14 protein-coding genes are annotated in these 16,389 nt (G+C 70.4%); 12 read left to right on the top strand and 2 right to left on the bottom strand.

From position 1 onward, the window contains the following. Positions 1-130: 130 nt before the first annotated feature. Positions 131-2,329 (bottom strand): TonB-dependent receptor domain-containing protein, encoded by a 2,199-nt coding sequence (locus N790_RS13620; RefSeq protein ID WP_084062953.1) that lies wholly within the window; start codon positions 2,327-2,329, stop codon positions 131-133. 209 nt (positions 2,330-2,538) lie between these two features. Here N790_RS13620 and N790_RS13615 point away from each other — a divergent pair, with 209 nt between their 5' ends. After that, positions 2,539-4,641 (top strand): cytochrome D1 domain-containing protein, encoded by a 2,103-nt coding sequence (locus N790_RS13615; RefSeq protein WP_043805086.1) that lies wholly within the window; start codon positions 2,539-2,541, stop codon positions 4,639-4,641. A 70-nt stretch (positions 4,642-4,711) separates the two neighbouring features. Here the strand turns inward: N790_RS13615 and N790_RS13610 are convergent, their stop codons facing one another. Continuing rightward, positions 4,712-5,911, bottom strand: a complete 1,200-nt coding sequence (locus tag N790_RS13610) for an alginate export family protein (protein ID WP_052385972.1) — start codon at positions 5,909-5,911, stop codon at positions 4,712-4,714. A 244-nt stretch (positions 5,912-6,155) separates the two neighbouring features. Here N790_RS13610 and nirK point away from each other — a divergent pair, with 244 nt between their 5' ends. The 11 genes from nirK to N790_RS13560 form a co-directional block, all read left to right on the top strand. Continuing rightward, positions 6,156-7,682: a copper-containing nitrite reductase gene (nirK, locus tag N790_RS13605; protein ID WP_043805084.1), complete on the top strand. Its 1,527-nt coding sequence runs from the start codon at positions 6,156-6,158 to the stop codon at positions 7,680-7,682. A 1-nt stretch (position 7,683) separates the two neighbouring features. After that, positions 7,684-8,463 (top strand): formylglycine-generating enzyme family protein, encoded by a 780-nt coding sequence (locus N790_RS13600; protein ID WP_043805082.1) that lies wholly within the window; start codon positions 7,684-7,686, stop codon positions 8,461-8,463. Then, entirely contained in the window at positions 8,460-9,050 is a 591-nt protein-coding gene (locus tag N790_RS13595) for an SCO family protein (RefSeq protein WP_052385971.1), read from the top strand. The genes N790_RS13600 and N790_RS13595 overlap by 4 nt, the downstream gene beginning before the upstream one ends. Before the next feature lie 131 nt (positions 9,051-9,181). Beyond that, a complete protein-coding gene (ccoN, locus tag N790_RS13590) occupies positions 9,182-10,624 on the top strand; it encodes a cytochrome-c oxidase, cbb3-type subunit I (protein ID WP_043805079.1) in 1,443 nt (480 codons plus the stop codon). A gap of 10 nt (positions 10,625-10,634) precedes the next feature. Further along, positions 10,635-11,240, top strand: coding sequence for a cytochrome-c oxidase, cbb3-type subunit II (gene ccoO, locus N790_RS13585; RefSeq protein ID WP_043805143.1), 606 nt, complete (start codon positions 10,635-10,637; stop codon positions 11,238-11,240). 3 nt (positions 11,241-11,243) lie between these two features. Next, positions 11,244-11,384: a cbb3-type cytochrome oxidase subunit 3 gene (locus tag N790_RS15795; RefSeq protein ID WP_084062951.1), complete on the top strand. Its 141-nt coding sequence runs from the start codon at positions 11,244-11,246 to the stop codon at positions 11,382-11,384. Beyond that, entirely contained in the window at positions 11,381-12,304 is a 924-nt protein-coding gene (ccoP, locus tag N790_RS13580) for a cytochrome-c oxidase, cbb3-type subunit III (RefSeq protein WP_043805076.1), read from the top strand. The genes N790_RS15795 and ccoP overlap by 4 nt, the downstream gene beginning before the upstream one ends. Beyond that, entirely contained in the window at positions 12,301-12,594 is a 294-nt protein-coding gene (locus tag N790_RS13575; RefSeq protein ID WP_043805073.1) for a hypothetical protein, read from the top strand. Before ccoP ends, N790_RS13575 begins: the two co-directional genes overlap by 4 nt. 6 nt (positions 12,595-12,600) lie before the next feature. Continuing rightward, on the top strand, positions 12,601-14,154 hold the full coding sequence (locus tag N790_RS13570; RefSeq protein ID WP_043805070.1) for a 4Fe-4S dicluster domain-containing protein: 1,554 nt from the start codon (positions 12,601-12,603) through the stop codon (positions 14,152-14,154). Next, positions 14,154-14,651: a FixH family protein gene (locus tag N790_RS15390; protein WP_052385970.1), complete on the top strand. Its 498-nt coding sequence runs from the start codon at positions 14,154-14,156 to the stop codon at positions 14,649-14,651. Before N790_RS13570 ends, N790_RS15390 begins: the two co-directional genes overlap by 1 nt. Continuing rightward, positions 14,648-16,389: heavy metal translocating P-type ATPase (locus tag N790_RS13560; protein ID WP_043805069.1), on the top strand; the 1,742-nt coding region annotated here is incomplete at its 3' end. The genes N790_RS15390 and N790_RS13560, both read left to right, overlap by 4 nt.

Here is a 16,389-nt window from a genome sequence, read left to right as displayed (position 1 = left end):
GAAACGGGCGGGCACGGCCGGCTCCGGCGCCAGTTCAAGCGCCAGCCTGGCCATGTGCGTCCTCCTGCCCCGTCATGGCGGCATTAGGGCACCGGGCGCCCGGGGGCGCCCTGACTTCGGTCAACCCGGGCTAGAAATCCACGCTCACGCCGAGGCTGGCGCCGCGGCCGGGGCGGGAATAGAAGTCGATGTCGTCGGCGGTCGCGGCCAGGCCGCGCAGCGCCGACCAGTCCCAGTAGCGGCGGTCGGCCAGGTTGAACACCGACAGGTTCAGGCGCACCTGTTCGCCCAGCTCGGCCCAGGCATGCAGGTCCCAGCTGGCGTAACCCGGCGGCAGGTACAGCGCACCGGCGCTCTGGTCGGCGCGATCCACGCCCTGCACGCCGGTGAGGCGCAGTTCGCTGCCCCAGCGGCCGTCGGCGGACTCGAAGCCGGCGGCCAGGCTGGCGCGCGGCGGCGGCACCGAGTTCAGCGGCTGGTCGCGCGTGGTGTCGTCACCTTCCGACCAGGTGGCGGTGGCGTCGAGGTACCAGCCCTGCGCCTTCGCCGCCAGCGATTCGAGGTACCAGCGGCCCTCGAGCTCGATGCCGCGGATGCGGGCGCGGTCGCGGTTCACCGACTGGAACACCAGCTGCCCGCTGTCGTTGCGGCCCATGTTCGCGCGCGATTCGATCAGGTCGCGGAAGCGGTTGTCGTACAGCGCCAGGCTGCCCTGCAGGAACTCGCCGTTCCAGCGCGCGCCCAGCTCCAGGCCTTCGCTGCGCTCGGGCTTGAGGCCAGGGTTCGGCAGCGCCACGTAGTTGAAGCTGGGCAGGTTCAGGCCGATGTTGACGTCGCTGAAGGGCGGCGCGCGGAAACCGCGGGTGTATTGCGCGTACAGGCCGAGCGCACCGCGGGTCCAGCGCAGGCCCAGCTTGGGCGTCACCGACTCGTCGTCGAGCGAGGCCGGCACCACGCCGGGGTTGTCCTCCCGCCACAGCGCATCCGGGCGCGCATCGAGTTCATAGCGCTCCCAGCGCAGGCCGGGCACCACCGCCCATTCGTCGGACAGGCGCACCTCGTCCTGCCAGAACAGGCCCACTTCGGTGGCGCGGCTGTCGGGGAAATCGCGCAGCGGGAAGACTTCGCCCAGGATCACGTTGCTCTGGGTGCCCGTCGCCAGGTTGGTTTCGATGCCATCGCGCAGGCCGCGGTAATCGTGCCGCGCGACGTCCACGCCGAACACCTGCCAGTGCTCCGCGCCCAGCCATTCGCCGCGCCACTGCGCATTGAGTTCGAGGCCGGTGCTTTCCTGGCCGAACACGAAGCGCCGTTCGCGCCGCGACAGGAAGGGCGTGGCGCGGTCGGCCAGCCGGTACTGGTCGGAGAACTGGTCGGTGGTGGTGTCCTGGCGGTAGAGCAGCAGGCGCACCGGGCCCAGCGCGCCCACTTGCTCCCATTCGGCGCCCAGGCTGTAGCGCTGGCGCTCGTACTCGTCGTCGCCCAGCAGCGCATAGGTGGTGCTGAAGCGGCCGGGGCCGAACAGCAGCGACTGCACGTCGGTCTGGCGCGAACCTTCGCCGCGCTCGAAGATGGCGCTCCAGCGCCCGGCAGCGCCGGCGTCGAGCGAGAAGCGCGCCAGCGCGCTGTCGTTGCGGTATTCGGCGGGATTGGCGGCGAAGGCCGCGTCGTCCGCGGCATTGCGCATCTCCTCGCCCTGGCGGCGGCCCAGCGACACCAGCGCCGCGAGGCGGCCGTCGTCGCTGCGCGCCAGCAGGCGGCCCGAGAGCCAGCGGCCGTGGTCTCGGCTGCCGGCGCCGGCGCGGGCCGAGCCCTGCCCCTGGTCGGCGTCGTCGCGCCATTCGGCCTCGGCCGGGTCGGGCGTCCAGTAGGCCACCACGCCGGCCAGGGCCTTGCTGCCGTGCAGCGTGGACGCCGGCCCGCGCAGGATCTCGACGCGGTCGACGATGCCGAGTTCCACCAGGTCGCGGCCCGCCAGCGCGAACTGGCCCACGCCGAAGCCATCGGCCAGCGGCACGCCGTCGAGTTCGACGCTCACGCGGTTGCCGTCCAACCCGCGCAGGTTGAAGCCCTGGGCACCGAAGCGGTTGGCGTCGGCACCCACGTCAAGGCCGGGCACCAGCCGGGCCAGGTCTTCGATGGTCTGCACGCCGCGGCGCTCCATGGCCTCGCGGTCCACCCGGCTGACGGCGCCGACCACCAGCTTCACCGGCTCGGCGCTGCGGCTGCCCACCACCACCACGGCGTCGAGCGTGCGCAGGGCTTCGTCGCCCCCGTCGGGCGCCGCGATCGCGGCGGCCATCGCCAGGGCCAGGGTCGTCATGGACATTGAAATCTCCGCGTGTCGGGGTCTGCCGGCACCGTAAGTTACCCGCAAGCCGCGCGGATTTGACGACCGTCAAACCGCTGTCCGTGAAGGCGCTGAATCTTCGTTGCGCTTGATGCAGGTCAGGGGAGACCGGCACATGGCGGGACCAAGCTTCTCCCGACGGCGGGCCAGCCGCCGATAACGTGAAAGTCCACCTACGGGGATCCACCATGAAAAGAACGCTGATCAGCACCGCACTCGCGCTTGCGCTGTGCGCCGTGTCCGCCCAAGCGGCGGCGGAAAGCGACGTCGTCAACGAGCGCCTGCCGAAATCCGAAGCCGAGGCCGGCCAGGCCGCCTACCTCGCCAACTGCGCCGCCTGCCACCAGGCCGAGGGCCAGGGCCTGGCGGGCGCCTTCCCGCCGCTCAAGGATTCCGACTGGATCCAGCGTGACCCGCAGGCCGCCCTGCAGGCCGTGCTGGCCGGCCTGAACGGCAAGATCACCGTCAACGGCAACGAGTACAACGCCGTGATGCCGGCCATGAGCCACCTGGCGGACGCCGACATCGCCGCCATCCTCAACCACGTCATGGACGAGTTCAACGACCTCGACACGCGCTTCAGCGCCGACCAGGTCGCCGCCGCGCGCAAGACCGTCGCCGGCGCCTCCGACCCGGCCCAGGGCCAGGCCCACCCGGGCACCAGCCAGGCCCAGGCCGCCTACGAGGGCGCGCCCTCCACCCTCGCCGCCGCCGACGTGAAGATGCACCGCACGCCCGGCGCCCCGGACATGACCGAGGAAGAGTTCGCCGAAGCCACCGACATCTTCTTCCAGCGCTGCGCGGGCTGCCACGGCGTGCTGCGCAAGGGCGCCACCGGCAAGCCGCTCACGCCCGACCTGACCCAGGCCCGCGGCACCGACTACCTGCGCGCGCTGATCAACTTCGGCTCGCCGGGCGGCATGCCCAACTTCGGCACCGGTGGCGAGCTGACGGCCAAGCAGGTGGACCTGATGGCCCGCTTCCTGCAGCACACGCCGCCCAACCCGCCGGAATGGGGCATGGCGGAGATGCGCGAGAGCTGGAAGGTGCTCATCCCGGTCGAGGACCGCCCGACCCGGAAGATGAACGACTACAACCTCGGGAACGTGTTCTCGGTGACGCTGCGCGACTCGGGCGAGATCGCCCTGATCGACGGCGACACCAAGAAGATCATCAACATCATCAAGACCGGCTATGCCGTGCACATCTCCCGCGTCTCGCACTCGGGCCGCTACGTGTACACCATCGGCCGCGACGGCAAGATCGACCTGATCGACATGTGGATGGCGGTGCCCGACCGCGTCGCCGAGATCAAGATCGGCCTCGAGGCGCGCTCGGTCGAAACCTCCAAGTACAAGGGCTTCGAGGACAAGCTGGCGATCGCCGGCGCCTACTGGCCGCCGCAGTTCGTGATCATGGACGGCCCGACCCTGGAGCCGATGAAGATCGTCTCGACCCGCGGCATGACCGTGGACACGCAGGAATACCACCCCGAGCCGCGCGTCGCCGCCATCGTCGGCAGCCACAAGCACCCGGAGTTCATCGTCAACGTCAAGGAAACCGGCCGCATCCTGCTGGTGGACTACAGCGACATCGACAACCTCAGGATCACCACGCTCGACGCCGCCCGCTTCCTGCACGACGGCGGCTGGGACGTGACCAAGCGCTACTTCCTGACCGCGGCCAACCAGAGCGACAAGATCGCCGTGGTGGACTCGCAGGAGCAGCGCATGGTCGGCCTGATCGACGTGGACAAGATCCCGCACCCGGGCCGCGGCGCGAACTTCGTGCATCCCGAGTACGGCCCGGTCTGGGGCACCTCGGCGCTGGGCAACGACAAGATCACGCTCATCGGCACCGACCCGGAAGGCCACCCGGACCAGGCCTGGAAGGTGGTCGAGGTGCTGCACGGCCAGGGCGGCGGTTCGCTGTTCATCAAGACCCACCCGAAGTCGGCGAACCTGTGGGTGGACACGCCGCTCAACCCGGACGCGAAGGTGTCGCAGTCGGTGGCCGTGTTCAACATCAACGACCTCGACGCCGGCTACACCGTGCTGCCGATCGCCGAGTGGGCGAACCTGGGCGAGGGCCCGAAGCGCGTCGTGCAGCCCGAGTACAACGCGGCCGGCGACGAAGTCTGGTTCTCGGTGTGGAACGGCAAGGACCAGCGTTCGGCCATCGTGGTGGTGGACGACAAGACGCTCAAGCTCAAGGCCGTCATCGACGACGCCCGCCTTATCACGCCGACCGGCAAGTTCAACATCAACAACACGGTGAACGACGTCTACTGAGCCGTCCATGCCGCGCAAGAAGAAGGGCCCCGCATCGCGGGGCCCTTTTTCATGCGCCGCTGCGCGGTCCCTACGGCCAGTTGCGCTCGACCTGCAGCCACAGCTTGCGGGTGTCGCGGGCGAAGCCGTCGCTGCGGTAGTCGGCCAGCTTGACCAGGCCGCTGAAGCCGGCCGGCAGCGGGAACGACAGCGACGCGTCCCATTCGCGGCCATAGCCGGCGCCGCCGCGGTCGGCGTTGAAGTCGTGGAAGGCGACCGTCCAGCCCAGCTTGCCCTCGAGCTTGCCGCGGCCGAACTTGCCCGACACCGAGGCGTAGCGGTCGTCCAGGCCGTTGGCCGGCGTCACCAGGAACTTGTCGGCCCAGCCATTGAAGGCGTGCAGCGTGGCCAGCGGCGTCTGGAAGGCATTGGCGCCGTCGCCGCCCAGCTGCTCCCAGCCCAGCTTCCAGGCCAGGCCCGCGGCGGTGAGCGAAGGCTCGACCAGGAAATAGTCGGCGTCGATGTCGCGCGGGTTGCCGGCGTGGTCGCGCTGGCGGGCCGCTTCCAGCGCCCAGCCCAGCTTCGCCGCGCCCAGTGCGCGTTCGCCGGTCCAGCGCAGGCCCAGCGTGCGGGTGGAAGCCGTGGCCACGTCCTGGTCCTCGAGCACGTAGGCATAGCCCACCAGCGTGCCCGCCCCGCCCTGCCAGGCCAGGTTGGCCAGGTGCGCGTCGAGGTCGCGCTCGCGCGCCAGCGGGTCGCGGGCTTCGTCGCCGGACACGCGGTGCACGCGGTCGAGCCAGGCGTAGCGCAGGGTCAGGCCGGTGCGCGGCGTGGCTTCGAGCAGCACCGCGTCGTAGGTCTGTTCGTTCTGGCGCCAGCCCACGTTGCCCACGAAGCGCTGGTTGTCCAGCAGCAGGCGCTGCCGGCCCAGCGTGGCGCCGGCGCGTTCGCCGCGCCAGCGCAGCCAAGCTTGGTTGACTTCAAGCGCGCGCGCATCCGGCACCAGCGGGTAGGCGCTGCGTCCGTTGGCGCCGGAATTGAAGTCGTCGCCGACCTCGGCCACGCCCTCGCCTTCCAGGCCCACCGACCAACCCTGCCCGAAGCCGCGGCTCCAGCCCAGTCGCAGCCGCAGCGTGTCGGCGCTGGCGTCGCGGGCGAAGGCGGCGTCGTCCACCGATTCATGGCGGTAGCGGAAATTCGCGGTCCAGTCGCCGGCGTCGGCGGTGGCCGCGCCCGCGGCCTGCAGCGCGGCGCAACCCAGCGCCAGCGCGATCTGTCTTGCGAGTGTCATGGCACGAATCCATAGGCGGCCCGTATCGGGTCGCCTGGATGCTGCACCGCGGCGCGCCGCGGGCCACTGAGCCACGTCAAGCGGCCGCGAGATTTTCTCGCCGGCCCTCGGGGTTCCCCTCGCCGGCCAAGGGGTGCAGACTGCGCCATGCCGCATCCGCTTGACGTGAATCAGCGAATCCGGCGCGTGTTCGCGGGAAGCTGCCGCCATTGTTGATGAAACAACACTTGACCGGAGAAGCACGATGAAACGCCACCTGCTCGCCCTTTCCATCGCCGCCCTGCTGGCCCTGCCCGGCTGCCGCGACAACCCCAACGCCAACCTCGACGCCCGCGACCAGCCCTCGGCCGCCGCCAACGGCGAAACCGACACCGGCGGCTCGCGCAAGGGCGACTTCGGCCCGCCGCAGGGCGAACCCATCGAAGCCGTGCTCACCAACCCGCCGCTGGTGCCGCCGGCCATCGACCGCGATTACCCGGCCAAGGTGGTGGTGAACCTGGAGGTGCGCGAAGTCGACCTGGAGATCTCCGAGGGCGTCACCTACACCTTCTGGACCTTCGGCGGCACCGTGCCCGGCAGCTTCATCCGCGTGCGCCAGGGCGACACGGTGGAGTTCCACCTCAACAACCACCCCGATTCGAAGATGCCGCACAACATCGACCTGCACGGCGTGACCGGGCCGGGCGGCGGCGCGGCGTCGAGCTTCACGGCCCCGGGCCACAGCTCGCAGTTCACCTTCAAGGCGCTCAACGCCGGCCTGTACGTGTACCACTGCGCCACCGCGCCGGTGGGCATGCACGTGGCCAACGGCATGTACGGCCTGATCCTGGTCGAGCCGCCCGAAGGCCTGCCGAAGGTGGACCGCGAGTTCTACGTGATGCAGGGCGACTTCTACACCACCACCAAGTACCGCGAGAAGGGCCACGCGCCCTTCGACATGCAGCGCGCCATCGACGAGAACCCGACCTACGTGCTGTTCAACGGCTCGGAAGGCGCGCTCACCGGCGACAACGCGCTCAAGGCCAAGGTCGGCGAAAGCGTGCGCATGTACGTGGGCAACGGCGGCCCGAACCTGGTGTCGAGCTTCCACGTGATCGGCGAGATCTTCGACAAGGTCTGGTTCGAGGGCGGCACGCGCTTCCAGGAGAACGTGCAGACCACGCTCATCCCGGCCGGCGGCGCCGCCATCGCCGACTTCCACACCGAGGTGCCGGGCAGCTACGTGCTGGTCGACCACTCGCTGTTCCGCGCCTTCAACAAGGGTGCGCTGGCCATCATGAAGGTCGAGGGCCCGGAGAACCCGGAGATCTACTCGGGCAAGGAAGTGGACGAGACCTACCTGGGCGACAAGGCCGCCTCCATGGCCCCGGTGGCGCAGGCCGCCGCGGCCGCGCAGGCCGGCACGCTCAGCCTCGAGGACCAGGTGAAGGCGGGCGGCGCGCTGTTCGCCGGCACCTGCTCCACCTGCCACCAGCCGGACGGCAAGGGCCTGCCGGGCGTGTTCCCGCCGCTGGCGCAGTCCGATTACCTGGCCAAGGGCAACGACGCGCTCATCAACGTGGTGCTCAACGGCCTCAGCGGCCCGGTCACGGTGAACGGCCAGGACTACAACTCGGTGATGCCGCCGATGAGCCAGCTCACCGACGACGAAGTGGCCAACATCCTCACCTACACGCTCAACAGCTGGGGCAACCCGGGTGGCCGCGTGAGCAAGGACGAGGTCGCCAAGGTGCGCGCCAGCACCGAACGCTCGGAAGGCGCGGCGCACTGACATGCGCGCGGCCTGGCTCGCCCTGGCCCTGCTCGCCAGCCCCGGCCTCGCGGCCGGGGCTGGCTGGGCGCGGCTGCCGGGCGGAGAGTTCAACTCGGTGCTCCTGTACGAGGACACCGGCGGCAAGGTGAAGGTGGCGCCGTTCGAACTGCAGCGGCTGCCGGTGACGAACGCGCAGTTCCTGGACTTCGTGCGCCGCCATCCCGACTGGCAGCGCGGGAAGGCGCCGGAAGTCTTCGCCGAGCCGCGCTACCTCAAGCACTGGCAGGGTCCCACCACCCTGGGCCCGGCGGCGCTGCCGGCGCAACCGGTCACGAACGTCAGCTGGTTCGCCGCCCAGGCCTACTGCGAAGCCCAGGGCGCCCGCCTGCCCACCTGGGCCGAATGGGAATACGCCGCGGCCGCCGACGAAACCCGCGCCGACGCCCGCAGCGACCCGGCCTGGCGCGAACGCATCCTGGCCTGGTACTCGCTGCCCTCGAACCGCCCGCTGGCGGTGGTGGGCCAGGGCCCGGCCGACCTGCACGGCGTGCGCGACCTGCACGGCCTGGTCTGGGAATGGGTCGAGGACTACAGCGCCATGCTGGTCTCGGCCGACAACCGCGACCAGGGCGACCCCGACAACCTCAAGTTCTGCGGCGCCGGCGCCCTGTCCATGGACGACCGCGAGAATTACGCCGTGCTCATGCGCGTGGCCATGCTCTCGGCCCTGCAGGCCGAAGACACCACCGCCAACCTGGGTTTCCGCTGCGCGCGGGACCTGCCGGGGAAAACCCCATGAACCTCCGTGAGCTCCTGCTGGCCACCCTGCTGGGCCTGGCCGCCAGCGCCCTGCCCGCCGCCGCGGCCACCCCCGCCGCCGCCCTGCCCGGCGATTCGGCCTACCGCCTGTCCGACGCCTACACCGACCAGTCCGGGCGCGAATTCCAGCTCGCCGACGGCCGCGGCCGGGTACGCCTGGTGGCGATGTTCTATACCTCCTGCCGCTACGTCTGCCCGCTGATCATCGACAGCGCCAAGGGCGTGGAACACGCGCTCACGCCGGCCGAACGCGCCCGCCTGGGCGTGCTGCTGGTCAGCCTGGACCCGGCCCGCGACGACGTGGCCGCCCTCCGCTCGGTCTTCGACAAGCGCCGGCTCGACCCGGCCCGCTGGACCCTGGCCCGCACCGAAGCCGCCGGCGTCCGCAAGCTCGCCGCCGTGCTGGGCGTGCGCTACCGCGCGCTGGCCGACGGCGAGTTCAACCACACCTCGGCGATGGTGCTGCTCGACCGCGACGGAAGCGTGCTGGCCCGCACGGAAAAGCTCGGCAGCGTGCCCGACCCGGCCTTCCTGGCCGCCGTGAAGGCCGCGCTGGCCGCGAAGTAGTGGGGTAAATTGCCCGCAAGGGGGCCCGCCGCCTTGGGAGAGGCGCCGCGGGCGACGTGAATTGACTAGGGTCAAGCAGGCCGCAATCCGGGCTGCCCATAATCGCCGGCACGTAAACGGGGACAACACCGATGACGCTCGACAACAAAGCAGAGACGTACAACGACAAGGTCGTGCTGCAATTCGCAGTGATGACCGTGGTCTGGGGCGTGGTGGGCATGCTGGTGGGGGTGATCATCGCCGCCCAGCTCTACTGGCCGGCCCTCAACTTCGACACCGCCTGGCTCAGCTTCGGCCGCCTGCGGCCCTTGCACACCAACGCGGTGATCTTCGCCTTCGGCGGCTGCGCGCTGTTCGCCACCAGCCTTTACGTGGTGCAGCGGACCAGCCACGTCCGGCTGATCAGCGACAAGCTGGCGGCCTTCGTGTTCTGGGGCTGGCAACTGGTCATCCTGGCCGCGGCCATCTCGCTGCCGCTGGGCTACACGCAGGGCAAGGAATACGCCGAGCTGGCCTGGCCCATCGACATCCTGATCGCGGTGGTGTGGGTGGCCTACGGCGTGCTGTTCTTCGGAACCATCGCCAAGCGCCGCGTGAAGCACATCTTCGTCGCGAACTGGTTCTACGGCGCCTACATCATCGCCGTGGCGCTGCTGCACATCGTCAACTCGCTGGCCATGCCGGCAAGCGCGATGCACAGCTACCCGGTCTACTCCGGCGCCGTCGACGCGATGGTGCAGTGGTGGTACGGCCACAACGCGGTGGGCTTCTTCCTGACCGCCGGCTTCCTGGGCATGATGTATTACTTCGTGCCGCGCCAGGCCGGCCGCCCGATCTACAGCTACCGGCTGTCCATCGTGCACTTCTGGGCCCTGATCGCCATCTACATGTGGGCCGGCCCGCACCACCTGCAGTACACGGCCATCCCCGACTGGGCGCAGAGCCTTGGCATGGTGTTCTCGCTGATCCTGCTGGCGCCCTCGTGGGGCGGCGCGATCAACGGCGTGATGACCCTCTCGGGCGCCTGGCACAAGCTGCGCACCGACCCGATCATCAAGTTCCTCGTGGTGGCCATCTCGTTCTACATGATGAGCACCTTCGAGGGCCCGATGATGTCGATCAAGACGGTCAACGCGCTCAGCCACTACACCGACTGGACCATCGGCCACGTGCACTCCGGCGCGCTGGGCTGGGTGGCCATGATCTCGATCGGCTCGATCTACATGCTGATCCCGCGCTGCCTGGGCCTGAAGGAAATGGCCAGCACGAAGATGATCGACCAGCACTTCTGGGTGCACACCATCGGCGTGGTTCTCTACACCGTGTCGATGTGGATCGCCGGCATCTACCAGGGCCTGATGGCGCGCGCCGCCAACGACGACGGCACGCTCACCTACGCCTTCTCCGAGATCGTCGAGTTCAACTACCCGTACTACCTGGTGCGCCTGATCGGCGGCGTGCTGGTGATCGCGGGCATGGGCCTGATGACGGTCAACACCATCCGCACCTTCAAGCTGGCGAAGGGCCGGGTCGATGCCCCGGTGCTGCCGCCGGCCGCCGAAGCCCACGCCTGAGGACCCCGACATGAGCCACGAGAAAATCGAAACCAATGTCGGCTGGATGGCGATCCTCATCGCCGTCGCCATCTCCTTCGGTGGCCTGGCCGAGATCATCCCGCTGATGTACCAGGCCGAGACCGTGCAGCCGCTGCCGGGCGTGAAGCCCTACGGCCCGCTCGAGCTGGCCGGGCGCGACGTCTACGTCCGCGAGGGTTGCTACAACTGCCACTCGCAGATGGTGCGCACCCTGCGCCACGAGACCGAGCGCTACGGCCACTATTCGCTGGCCGGCGAGTCGGTGTACGACCGCCCGTTCCAGTGGGGCAGCAAGCGCACCGGCCCGGACCTGGCCCGCGTCGGCGGCCGCTACAGCGACGACTGGCACCGCGTGCACCTGATGAACCCGCGCGACGTGGTGCCGGTGTCGAACATGCCCGCCTACCCGTGGCTGGCCGAAACGCCGGTGGACCCGGCCGCGGTCGCCGCCAACATGCGCGCCCTCCAGCGCCTGGGCGACCCGTACACCGACGAGGAGATCGACGGCGCCGCCGCCGTGGTCACCGGCAAGTCCGAGCTGGACGCGCTGGTCGCCTATCTCCAGGGCCTCGGCAAGAACGCACCCAAGGGCTGAACCATGATCGCCGGAATCACCACCGCCATCCTGCTGGCCACCTTCCTAGGTGGCGTGGGCTGGGCCTTCAGCAAGAAGCGAAAGGCCGAGTTCGACGCCGCCGCCCGCCTTCCCCTTGAAGACCAGAGCGAGAACACCCCATGAACACCGGCTGGTCCCTTTACGTCATCATCCTGGTCGTCATCAACATCGTCGGCTGCGCCTGGCTGCTGTGGGTCACCTCCCGCCGCCGCGGCAACGACGGCAAGAACACCGCCGAAACCACCGGCCACGTCTGGGACGGCGACCTCACCGAGTACAACAAGCCGCTGCCGCGCTGGTGGATCAACCTGTTCTGGATCACCATCGTGTTCTCGATCGGCTACCTGGCCTGGTACCCGGGCTTCGGCAACTTCGCCGGCACCTCGGGCTGGACCTCGGCCAAGGAGCACGACGCCGAGAAGGCCGAGGCCGACGCCCGCCTGGAAGAGGCCTACGGCCGCTTCGCCGGCATGGCCATCGACGAGGTCGCCAAGCACCCCGAGGCCGTGGCCTTCGGTGCCCGCCTGTTCGCGAACCACTGCGCCCAGTGCCATGGTTCCGACGCGCGCGGCGCCAAGGGCTTCCCCAACCTCACCGACAACGACTGGCTCTGGGGCGGCAGCCCCGACCAGATCCTGACGACCCTGCTGCAGGGCCGCCAGGCGGCGATGCCGCCGCTGGCCGCGGCCATCGGCGGCGACGTCGGCGTGACCGAGGTGACGGCCTACGTGCAGAGCCTGTCGGGCATCAAGGCCGACCCGGCCCTGGCCGAAGCCGGCAAGGCCCGCTTCGCCGGCGTCTGCGCGGCTTGCCACGGCGTGGACGGCAAGGGCAACCCGATGCTGGGCGCGCCCAACCTGACCGACGACGTCTGGCTTTATGGCAGCGACTTCGCCACCATCAGCGAAGGTATCAACAAGGGCCGCCAGGGCATGATGCCGGCGCATGAACCGATCATCGGCGATACCCGCGTGCGCCTCGTGGGCGCCTACGTGTGGTCGCTGACCCACGGCAAGGACGCGGCCGCCCAGGCCACGCCGTGACCCCGGCCGACGCCCGCTTCGACCACCCGCCCCGGCCGCTCGCGCAGCGGCTCGGGGCGATCCTCTGGCCCAGCTTCTTCGCCGCCGGCGTGGCCACGATGGTGTTCTTCGCCTTCGTCGACCCGCTGCTGCTGCGCGACATGACCTTCCCGGACATCGAAGTCAGCCGCGGCGTCGGCTACACGATCGGCTTCTTCATGTTCTGGGCCTGCACCGCCAGCAGCAGCCTGTTCACCTGGATCCTGCTGCGGCCGGCAAGCCGCTACAACAAGCCGTTGCCCAAGGACTGAGCCGACGTGGCCAAGGAAATCCCCAGCGAGCTCGTGGAGGAAGTCTCCCTCTACGTTTCCGAGAAGAAGGTCTACCCGCGCGAGCAGGACGGCCGCTTCCAGCGCCTGCGCAAGGCGGCGGTGATCTGGCTGCTGGGCATGTACTACGCCTTCGCCTGGCTGCAGTGGGACGACCGCCAGGCCGTGCTGTGGGACCTGCCGGCGCGCAAGTTCTACGTGTTCGGGCTGGTGTTCTGGCCGCAGGATTTCCTGTTCCTGGCCCTGCTGATGATCATGGCGGGCCTGTCGCTGTTCTTCTTCACCGCCCTCGCCGGCCGCCTGTGGTGCGGCTACGCCTGCCCGCAGACGGTGTGGACGGAAGTCTTCATCTGGATGGAGCGCTGGACCGAGGGCGACCGCGCCAAGCGCATGAAGCTCGACAAGGCGCCGTGGACCCGCGAAAAGGCCCTGCGCAAGGTCTCCAAGCACATCCTGTGGTTCGTGTTCGCGCTCTGGACCGGCTTCACCTTCGTCGGCTACTTCACCCCCATCCGCGACCTGGCCGACCGCCTGCTGCCCTTCGCCTGGGGCGGTTGGGAAACCTTCTGGGTGCTGTTCTATTCGCTGGCCACCTGGGGCAACGCCGGCGTGCTGCGCGAGCAGGTGTGCAAGTACATGTGCCCCTACGCGCGCTTCCAGGGCGCCATGTTCGACCGCAACACCCTGATCATCGCCTACGACCCGATGCGCGGCGAGCCGCGCGGCCCGCGCAAGAAGGGCAAAGTGGCCAGCGTGCTCGAGCGCGCCCGCGGCCTGCTGGGCGTGGACGTGGCCACCAGCGCCGTCGTGCACGCCGCCCAGCACCGCAGCGCCGCCGACCTGCAGCTCGGCGCCCGCGCCACCACCGGCCTGGTGGTGGACGCGCAGTCGGGCCTGCCGCCGCCGCCCGTGGTGAATTCGCCCGAGGACCTCGGCGACTGCATCGACTGCACCATCTGCGTGCAGGTCTGCCCGACCGGCATCGACATCCGCAACGGCCTGCAGTACGAGTGCATCGCCTGCGGCGCCTGCGTGGACGCCTGCGACGAGGTGATGGACAAGATCGGCTACCCGCGCGGCCTGGTGCGCTACACCACCCAGAACGCGGTCGAGGGCAAGCCCAACAAGGTCGTTCGCCCGCGCGTGCTGGTCTACGCCGCGCTGCTGTGCGCGCTGGCCATCGGCACCGCCGTGGGCATCGTGCAGCGCAGCCCGCTCATCGTCGACGTCATGCGCGACCGCAACGCGCTCTACCGCACCGCCGCCGACGGCAGCATCGAAAACGGCTACACCCTGCGCATCGTCAACAAGGACACGCAGGCGCGCCATTTCCGCATCCGCGTGGTCGGCCCCGAGGGCATCACCCTGGTGGAAGCCGACGCCGTGCACGCCGCGGCCGCCGAGGAAGTGCTCACCGTGCCCGTCACGCTGCGCGCGCCGGCCGGCCTGGCCAAGGGCCGCGTGGACGTGGACTTCGTGGTCGAGTCCGACGCCGAGGGCGTGAGCGAGACCGAGGAAACCCGGTTCTTCGGGCCCTTCTGATGGACGGCGAAGGCAAGCGCAGCCGTTTCGGAAACCCCGTGGCCTGGCTGGTGCTGGGCATCCCCGCGGCCACGGTGGTGGCCGGCTTCTGGACCCTGGCCGTGGCCATGGGCGACAGCGCCACCGACGCCAACCCCGACAAGGTGCGCCGCACCGCCCAGGTGCAGGTGGCGTCCATCGAAGCCGACGAAACCGCCGCTGCGCGCGGCCTGGCGGCCACGCTCACGCTGGGCCCGGAGTCCGCGCTGGTGGTGCTCGGGCAGTCCGCCGGCCCGGTGGCCCCGGTGCTGCAGCTGGTGCACCCGATCGAATCCTCGCTCGACCGCCAGGTCGCGCTCTCGCCCGACCCGCGCGGCTGGCGCGCCGGCGAATCCATCGCCGCGCCGCACGGCTGGCACGTGCGCCTGCTGGCCGCCGACGGCAGCTGGCGCCTGGTGGGCCGCTACCAGCCCGGTGACACCGAACTGCGCCTGGAGCCGGCGGTCACCACGCCGTGAACCGCGCGTTGGACCTGCGCTGCTTCCATTGCGGTGAAGCCCTGCCCGCCGACCCGGTGAAGGTGCGCATCGGCGACCAGGACCGCCTGGTCTGCTGCACCGGCTGCGGCGCCGCCGCCAACTGGATCCGCGACGCCGGCCTGGCCGATTACTACACCCTGCGCCAGGCCGACGGCGCCCGCGTCGACATCGCCCCCGGCGACTACAGCGCCTGGGACCGCGGCGACGTGCAGGCCGGCCACGCCGTGGCCACGCCCGAAGGCCGCGAGATCACCGTGGTGGTGGAAGGCATGCGCTGCGCCGCCTGCGCCTGGCTCATCGACCACGCGCTGCGGCGCGAGCCGGGCGTCTGCGACGTGGGCGCCAACGCCGTCACCGGCCGCGTGCGCATCGGCTGGAACCCCGCCGCGACGCCGCTTTCGACCGTACTCTCGCGCCTGGCCGCACTGGGTTACCGCCCGCACCTGGCCCAGGGCGAAGCCGCCGAACGCGAGCGCCGGCGCGAACGCAACCGCCTGATCGCCCGCCTGGGCGTGGCCGCGCTGGGCGCCACGCAGGCGATGATGTTCGCCGAGGCGCTCTACCTCGACACCGCCAACGAAATGGCGCCGGCGACGCGCGATTTCTTCCGCTGGATCACCTTCCTGGTCTCGACGCCGGTGGTGTTCTTCTCCGGCTGGCCCTTCCTGACCGGAATGGTGGCCGAGCTGCGCCACCGCCGCCCGGGCATGGACACGCTGGTGGCCACGTCGGTGCTGCTGGCCTACTTCGCCAGCCTGGTGGAAACGCTGCGCGGCGGCGCCCATGTCTGGTACGACGCGGCGGTGATGTTCGTGCTGTTCCTGCTGGCCGCGCGTTTCCTCGAACGCATGGCGCGCCGCCAGGCCAGCGCCCAGCTCGACACGCTGGCGCGCGCCCAGCCCGCCCTGGCCTGGCGCGAAACCATTGCCGGCCGCGAACAGGTGCCCGTCACCGCGCTCGCCGCGGGCGACGTGGTGCAGGTGGCTGCCGGCGACACCGTACCCGCCGACGGCGAACTGCTCGACCGCGCCGCGGCCATGGACGAATCCCTGCTCACCGGCGAATCGGTGCCCGTACCCAAGGCCGCGGGCGACCTGCTCTACGCCGGCAGCACCTGCCGCGAATCGGCCGCGCGCCTGCGCGTCACCCGCACCGGCAGCGACACGCGGCTTTCTCAGCTCACCCGCGCGGTGGAACAGGCGCAGGCGCAGCGGCCGCGGCTGGCGCGTTTCGCCGACGCGGTGGCGATGCGTTTCGTGGTGGCGCTGTTCATCGCCGCCGGCCTGGTGTTCTGGGCCTGGTGGCAGGTGGAACCGGCGCGCGCGTTCGAGATCGCGCTGGCGGTGCTGGTGGTCAGCTGCCCCTGCGCGCTGTCGCTGGCGGTGCCGGCGGCGCTGGCCACCTCGCACGGCGCGCTGGCGAAACGCGGCGTGCTGGCGCTGGGCGCCGACGCGCTGGAAACCCTGGCCCAGGCCGACACCGTGGTGCTCGACAAGACCGGCACGCTTACGCTGGGCCGCCCGCGCCTGGTGCGCGCGGAAGCCGTCGGCGACGGCGACGTGGTCGAACTGCAGCGCATCGCCGCCGCGCTGGAAGCCAACGCCGGCCACCCGCTGGCCGCCGCCTTCGCCGACGGCGCGGTGCCGGTGGCCTCGCACGTGGTGGCCGCGCCCGGGCAAGGCGTGTCCGGCGTGGTGGACGGGCGCGCATGGCGCCT

It is taken from the genome of Arenimonas malthae CC-JY-1 (assembly GCF_000747075.1).
GTDB lineage: Bacteria > Pseudomonadota > Gammaproteobacteria > Xanthomonadales > Xanthomonadaceae > Arenimonas > Arenimonas malthae.
The sequence above is the reverse complement of the archived record's forward strand: the minus strand, read 5'-3'. Positions and strand labels throughout refer to the sequence as shown.

Excerpts from the sequence above, each read along its gene's own strand:
- N790_RS13620 (WP_084062953.1), bottom strand. The coding sequence starts at position 2,329 with ATGTCCATGACGACCCTGGCCCTGGCGATGGCCGCCGCGATCGCGGCG.
- N790_RS13615 (WP_043805086.1), top strand. The coding sequence starts at position 2,539 with ATGAAAAGAACGCTGATCAGCACCGCACTCGCGCTTGCGCTGTGCGCC.
- N790_RS13610 (WP_052385972.1), bottom strand. The coding sequence starts at position 5,911 with ATGACACTCGCAAGACAGATCGCGCTGGCGCTGGGTTGCGCCGCGCTG.
- nirK (WP_043805084.1), top strand. The coding sequence starts at position 6,156 with ATGAAACGCCACCTGCTCGCCCTTTCCATCGCCGCCCTGCTGGCCCTG.
- N790_RS13600 (WP_043805082.1), top strand. The coding sequence starts at position 7,684 with ATGCGCGCGGCCTGGCTCGCCCTGGCCCTGCTCGCCAGCCCCGGCCTC.
- N790_RS13595 (WP_052385971.1), top strand. The coding sequence starts at position 8,460 with ATGAACCTCCGTGAGCTCCTGCTGGCCACCCTGCTGGGCCTGGCCGCC.
- ccoN (WP_043805079.1), top strand. The coding sequence starts at position 9,182 with ATGACGCTCGACAACAAAGCAGAGACGTACAACGACAAGGTCGTGCTG.
- ccoO (WP_043805143.1), top strand. The coding sequence starts at position 10,635 with ATGAGCCACGAGAAAATCGAAACCAATGTCGGCTGGATGGCGATCCTC.
- N790_RS15795 (WP_084062951.1), top strand. The coding sequence starts at position 11,244 with ATGATCGCCGGAATCACCACCGCCATCCTGCTGGCCACCTTCCTAGGT.
- ccoP (WP_043805076.1), top strand. The coding sequence starts at position 11,381 with ATGAACACCGGCTGGTCCCTTTACGTCATCATCCTGGTCGTCATCAAC.
- N790_RS15390 (WP_052385970.1), top strand. The coding sequence starts at position 14,154 with ATGGACGGCGAAGGCAAGCGCAGCCGTTTCGGAAACCCCGTGGCCTGG.